This window comes from Capnocytophaga catalasegens (genome assembly GCF_026005215.1).
GTDB classification, from domain to species: domain Bacteria; phylum Bacteroidota; class Bacteroidia; order Flavobacteriales; family Flavobacteriaceae; genus Capnocytophaga; species Capnocytophaga catalasegens.
Genome location: NZ_BPMA01000015.1, coordinates 39,264 through 45,263, shown reverse-complemented (window position 1 = coordinate 45,263; position 6,000 = coordinate 39,264). Strand labels below are relative to the sequence as shown.

The 6,000-nt window shown below is 31.8% G+C and carries 7 protein-coding genes; 3 read left to right on the top strand and 4 right to left on the bottom strand.

Annotated features, from left to right (window positions below):
- Positions 1 to 148 precede the first annotated feature (148 nt).
- The 3 genes from OO775_RS04435 (at position 149) to pyk (ending at position 2,884) form a co-directional block, all read left to right on the top strand.
- Complete coding sequence (locus OO775_RS04435; RefSeq protein ID WP_264845814.1) at positions 149 to 781, top strand: porin family protein; 633 nt, start codon at positions 149 to 151, stop codon at positions 779 to 781.
- A gap of 200 nt (positions 782 to 981) precedes the next feature.
- Positions 982 to 1,437 carry an IPExxxVDY family protein gene (locus tag OO775_RS04430; RefSeq protein WP_264845813.1) on the top strand — a complete coding sequence of 152 codons (456 nt, stop codon included), beginning with the start codon at positions 982 to 984 and terminating at the stop codon, positions 1,435 to 1,437.
- 4 nt (positions 1,438 to 1,441) lie between these two features.
- A complete protein-coding gene (gene pyk, locus OO775_RS04425) occupies positions 1,442 to 2,884 on the top strand; it encodes a pyruvate kinase (RefSeq protein WP_264845812.1) in 1,443 nt (480 codons plus the stop codon).
- 76 nt (positions 2,885 to 2,960) lie between these two features.
- On the opposite strand, the gene yihA is transcribed toward pyk, so the two are convergent.
- From yihA to OO775_RS04405, 4 genes are all read right to left on the bottom strand, one after another.
- A complete protein-coding gene (yihA, locus tag OO775_RS04420) occupies positions 2,961 to 3,575 on the bottom strand; it encodes a ribosome biogenesis GTP-binding protein YihA/YsxC (RefSeq protein WP_264845811.1) in 615 nt (204 codons plus the stop codon).
- A 23-nt stretch (positions 3,576 to 3,598) separates the two neighbouring features.
- Positions 3,599 to 4,360 carry an alpha/beta fold hydrolase gene (locus tag OO775_RS04415; RefSeq protein WP_264845810.1) on the bottom strand — a complete coding sequence of 254 codons (762 nt, stop codon included), beginning with the start codon at positions 4,358 to 4,360 and terminating at the stop codon, positions 3,599 to 3,601.
- Positions 4,361 to 4,435: 75 nt separating this feature from the next.
- Positions 4,436 to 5,413 carry a WG repeat-containing protein gene (locus OO775_RS04410; RefSeq protein WP_264845809.1) on the bottom strand — a complete coding sequence of 326 codons (978 nt, stop codon included), beginning with the start codon at positions 5,411 to 5,413 and terminating at the stop codon, positions 4,436 to 4,438.
- Positions 5,400 to 5,678 (bottom strand): hypothetical protein, encoded by a 279-nt coding sequence (locus tag OO775_RS04405; RefSeq protein WP_264845808.1) that lies wholly within the window; start codon positions 5,676 to 5,678, stop codon positions 5,400 to 5,402. Before OO775_RS04405 ends, OO775_RS04410 begins: the two co-directional genes overlap by 14 nt.
- Positions 5,679 to 6,000 lie beyond the last annotated feature (322 nt).

Below are 6,000 nucleotides of genomic sequence, written 5' to 3'. Positions count from 1 at the left end.
GAGTGATTACGGATATACAATATTTTAATTGAATTTCAGAATAAAAAGTCCTTTTTCAGGTTAATAATTTCTCAATTAACAAAGATTTGGTTTTTGTTTTTCTGAAAATTGTTACCTTTGCCTTGAATCATTTTTTAATTTTATAAATATGAAAAAGATTATTTTAACTTTGACATTTGCTATACTAAGTATTATAGCAACCAATGCCCAATCTTTTGGAATAAAAGGCGGATTTAACCATACAAGTTTAATAGGGCAAACAGCTGAAAAATCAGATATAGTAGGCAAACGTGGCTTTTATGCAGGAATATTTTTGGAATTACCTTTGGGAACAATTTTTGCTATTCAACCTGAACTTATTTATGCTCGACAAGGAGCCAAATGGGAAAAAGGGGGTATTTTAACCAATGGTGGAACTTACGAAGCTCGCCTAAATATGAACTATATCAATGTGCCTATTATGGCAAAAATCAAAATTGGAAATTTGGGAATTTTGGGAGGTCCTCAATTCGGTTTTCTTATTCAAAAACCCGAAGTTGAAGTCCCTTCTACAGGAGGAAATTATACTATTGACAAAAGTGCCTTCGGAACATTCGATTTTGGTATTGGTATCGGCGCTGATTTCCAAATTACCGAAAGTCTACTAATTGATTTGCGCTATACACACGGGCTTACCAATACATTCGACAAGAACAATACTTCGCTCAAAACAGCGAATATCAGTTCTGAAAATGATTTTAGAAACTCGGCTTTAACACTTGGTCTTGGGATTCGATTCTAATGTAAAATCATACTTTTTGAGTTTTATATTTTCTTTTCAAAAAAGCACAGATTGCAAAATTTAGGTCTGTGCTTTTGCTTTTTTGTATCCTAAAAAATTACTTAGCTTTTTTATAAAAAATATTTTTAACAAAAAAACATTCATTATTGAATGGTATTTATCAAAAGTGTAGTATATTTGCCGTTGAAAACAAAGGGACAATGAAAACGCACAAACTCTTATGGGACAATGACGTAAATGAAGACTGCCTTGTAGTTTTGCAAACTTCATTACATGCCCATCAGGTTGCTTTTTTGTTAAATCAAACACTTGAAACACGCTTTGTTAGGCGTCATACAGATATTTATGATAATGATTCAAATGCTTCTTTTGCCCTTTTTCAATGGAATAAGACAGATGAAGAAATTTGGTATGTTATTGCCAACCAAAGCAAAGAGGAAAGTCAAAACGAGATAGGACTATTTCGTTCGGTAGAGAAAACACATTTTCTAATCAAAGAACTTTGGAAGATAAATTATTTGCTAATGATTTGTAATCCTTCTGAGAATTTTTATAAAGATAATATTTTGAGAAAACTTCGTGAAAATCCGTTGTGGAGTTTCTTGTACGAAGTTGATATAAATTCGTTGAAATCAAAACATAAACTAATATTCTAAAAGTATGTTCAGTACTAAAAAAACTAAAATTGTAGCAACATTAGGGCCTGCTACTGATAATTATGAAATTGTAAAAGGAATGATTAAAGCTGGAGTTAATGTTTTCCGTATCAATTTCTCACACGCTGATTATGAAGAAGTTACCAAACGCATAGAGATGGTGCGCTCTGTAAGCAAAGAGTTAGAAACCAATGTTGGTCTTTTGGCAGACTTACAAGGTCCCAAACTTCGTGTAGGAGTAATGGAAGACAATGTGATAGTCGCTCCTGGTGATTTGATAACTTTCGTTACAGGTAATCCTTTCGTAGGTACAAAAGATCGCGTTTATATGAATTATACAGCTTTTCCAAAAGATGTAAATCCTGGTGAGCGTATCTTATTAGACGATGGAAAACTAATGTTTGAAGTCGTTTCAACTAATAATGAAAATGAAGTAATTACCAAAGTTATACAAGGAGGGGCTTTAAAATCTAAAAAAGGAGTAAATCTTCCTAATACGAATGTATCTTTGCCTGCTTTAACAGAAAAAGATATAAAAGATGCTATTTTCGCAATGAGTCAAGAGGTTGATTGGATAGCACTTTCGTTTGTTCGCCATAGCAAAGATATTGATGACCTAAAGGAACTTATTCTTGAACATTCAAGTTATGAAATACCTATTATTGCCAAAATAGAAAAACCCGAAGGAGTTGAAAATATTGACCAAATAATCGCACATTGTGATGGACTTATGGTAGCACGTGGAGACCTCGGTGTTGAAATACCTGCGCAAGAAGTTCCTATCATTCAGAAAGAATTGGTGCGCAAGGCAAAAGCAGCTCGTATTCCTGTAATTATCGCTACACAAATGATGGAAAGTATGATAAATAGCCTTACCCCTACACGTGCCGAAGTGAATGACGTGGCTAACTCTGTTATGGATGGTGCCGATGCTGTTATGCTTTCAGGAGAAACCTCTGTTGGAGCATATCCCGTAGAAGTTATCCAAACTATGGCTAATATTATCCGAAGTGTTGAACACTCATCACTTATCCGAGTACCACAAGAGCCTCCTTTCATCAAATCGGACAGATATATAACCAAATCTGTATGTTATCAAGCCTCTGTTATGGCAAATCAAATGAACGCCAAAGTTATTTCAACGCTAACCAATAGTGGTTATACAGCATATCAAATATCTGCCCTACGCCCAAAATCACATATTTTAGTTTTTACTTCAAATGTTCGTATCCTTTCTCGATTAGCTCTTTTGTGGGGAGTAACTACTTATTTCTACGACAAACACGGATCTACCGATGAAACGATTGAAGATGTAAATGACATAGTATGCCAAAGAGGATATGCTGATACAGGAGATATTCTCATTAGCTTAGCTTCAATGCCTGCTCACGCAAAAGGAATGGTCAATACACTTCGTATTACTGAAATAAAAAAACAACATTCTTAAAAATTATTATATAACTTTGTTTTATTTGTTTTTATCATTTTATAAAAAAGAGCTACCTATTTTTTTGGTAGCTCTTTCATTTTTTTCTATTATTATCTAATATTTTATTGACATTATCTATATAAGCTAAAACATCTTCTTTGCCCAATCCCGAAGTTGATGAAGTTATAAAATAAGTCGGTATTTCTTCCCACCATTGAAGAAGTATTTGTTTATAATTTTCTACATGTTTTTCAATAATCAATGGTTTAAGTTTATCCGCTTTGGTAAAAACAATAGCAAATGCAATAGCATTCTCTGCGAGCCATTGCATAAATTCCAAATCAATTTTTTGAGGTTCATGTCGAATATCAACCAATACAAAAGCCAAAACTAATTGTTTTCTTTTCAAAAAATAATCTGTAATGAATTTTTGAAATGTTTTTTTAGCAGATTTAGAAACTTGCGCATATCCATATCCAGGCAAATCGACCAAAAACCATTGATTGTTGATCAGAAAATGATTGATAAGTTGTGTTTTCCCTGGCTTTCCTGATGTTTTTGCAAGTCCTTTGTGATTAGTAAGTCGGTTAATCAGTGAAGATTTTCCGACGTTAGACCTTCCAATAAAAGCATACTCGGGTAAGTTTTGCTCTGGACATTTTCTAACATCGGAGTTACTAATTACAAATTTAGCTTGTTTTATTTCCATCAAAAAGGGTTTCGTTTTTCTCTTTATAAAGCTTTATTTTCAAGCCATTTATCTAAAATTTCATTGAACTGATTAGGGTGTTCCATCATTGCTGCATGTCCACATTTATCAATCCAAAACAAATCAGAATTAGGTAACAACTCATGAAATTCTTCTGCTACACGGGGTGGAGTTACTGTATCATTTTTTCCCCAAATAATACACGTAGGCATTTTCATTTTGGGCAAATCTTTTGCCATATTATGACGAATAGCACTTTTGGCAATAGCCAATGATTTTACAACTTTGGCTCGGTCATTAACCGTGGCAAACACTTCATCAACAATTTGTTTCGTAGCTACTTTGGGGTCGTAGAAAACCTCTTCACATTTTTTTCTGATAAATTCATAATCACCTCGTTTAAGATAACCACTCCCCATAGCATTTTCGTATAATCCTGAACTTCCTGTCAGAATAAGTGCTTTTACTTTATTGGGATATAACTTCGAAAGAAGTAGTGCAATATGCCCTCCAAGAGAATTACCTAATAGAATTACTTTATCTAATTTTTTGTATTCAATAAAGCGAAAAACCCACTGACACAAACCTTTTACCGAAGTAGAGAGTAACGGCAGTTCATACAAAGGTAATTCAGGAACAATAACACGATAACATTTAGAAAAATAATGTAATGTTGTATCAAAATTACTTAATCCTCCCATTATGCCATGCAGGGCTACAATGGGAACACCTTCTCCCATTTCTACATACGAAAACTTATCTTCTTTTTTGAATAGCTTAATCATTCTTTTTCTAATTACGCCACAAATATATGAATAAAATCAATTTCTATAAAACGTTTTTATTTTTTTTTGATAAAATCATTCTTCTTCCTCTTCAATAATTATTTTTCGTTTTTTTGATGGATTGGATTTGTAGTAATATCCTTCGAAAAGAATTTCATCTGTTTGTGATGTATTCCAAAAGTCTTTAAATTTGTATTTTCGTTTTGAAGTTTCGTATTCGTACCCAAAATAATCTACGATATAAGTTGTTTTGTCCTTGAAACATAAGTATTTATCTGAATCATTAGGGATAGGATTATAAGGTTTATAAATTTCTGTGTAAATAGCAGGAATGTGTAAGCGATTAGGAATGCATATTCCCATTTTATCCCCTTTTATTAGTTTGTATTCATTATTATATTCTCTGATTTCATCATATTTCAGCGGAAGCAATTCTTTACCCCAAATGTCAATAATTCCATATTTTCCATCAATTGAAACAATATAAGCAAAAGGCTGATAATAGTCGCTTTCAAGTGTGTGATAGATGGCAGGAATAATCTCTTTATCATCTTCGCCAATGACTCCCCAGTTACTACCTATTCGCATTTTGGCACGGTGGTTTTTAAAATTTGAAATGTAAGAATATGTCGGAGCAGTAATTCGCTCTCTTTGAGCGTTTTTTATTCCTAAAAGATTACCTTCACGATAGGGTTTTACTTGTTTTATTTCATCGGTTTTTTTGTAAATATAAGTATATTTTCCACTCATTCCAGCTCCCATTATTAGTAACCACCCACCATTGTCAAAATAGTGCTCAATCAATAAATTATTGTCTTTATCTTTGCCTATACGCAATCGGCTAATATCTGTTTTGACAAATAAAGGAAATAAAGGGATTAGTTTCCTACTATAATATTTTTGCCAATATTTTTTCTTTTTCTTGCCTTTGATTCCTAATTTTTTCGTGACAAATATACTATCTTTTTCTTCTAAGTAAGAAATGTACAAAGAGTCTCCTTTACTTTCCAATGAAAAATGAATAGGTAGCGAATCTCTTTTATAAATTACCAAAAAGGTATATAATATTTTTACTTCCTATATCACCATTTTCTTCGATGTTATATACAAAATAATCCCCATTCAAAGTTGAAAAATCAGTTATTTTTTCAAATTTAGCTCCTCCACAAGCTGATAAAACGCTTGCTAATAAACATATTTTAATGACTTTTTTCATAATAGTTCTATTTTGTACTGATGAATCATATTTTACTATTTCAATTGATATTTTTAATAATTCTATCGGTATTTTATGAGAATAATTCATATTTTGATTCATCAATTGATATTTTGATAATTCTTTTCATTTTTTAATTAAAACAATGTATATTTTAGTACTACATTTGTTTATTTTAATTATCCGGTTAATGTTTTATGAAAACAATTCGGTATTTTAATTTATCGGTTGATATTTTAATAATTATTTTCGTTTTTTAATTTGAATATTATATGTTTTACATTGTTTTATTGTTTTTGGGCGTATGATTTGCGTTTTTCCGTAGGGGCGTATTGCATACGCCCAATCATATTGTTATTATATGTGTATAATACATATTTATTTATAATTTTATATTTTAGGTCGTATGCAATACGCCCCTACG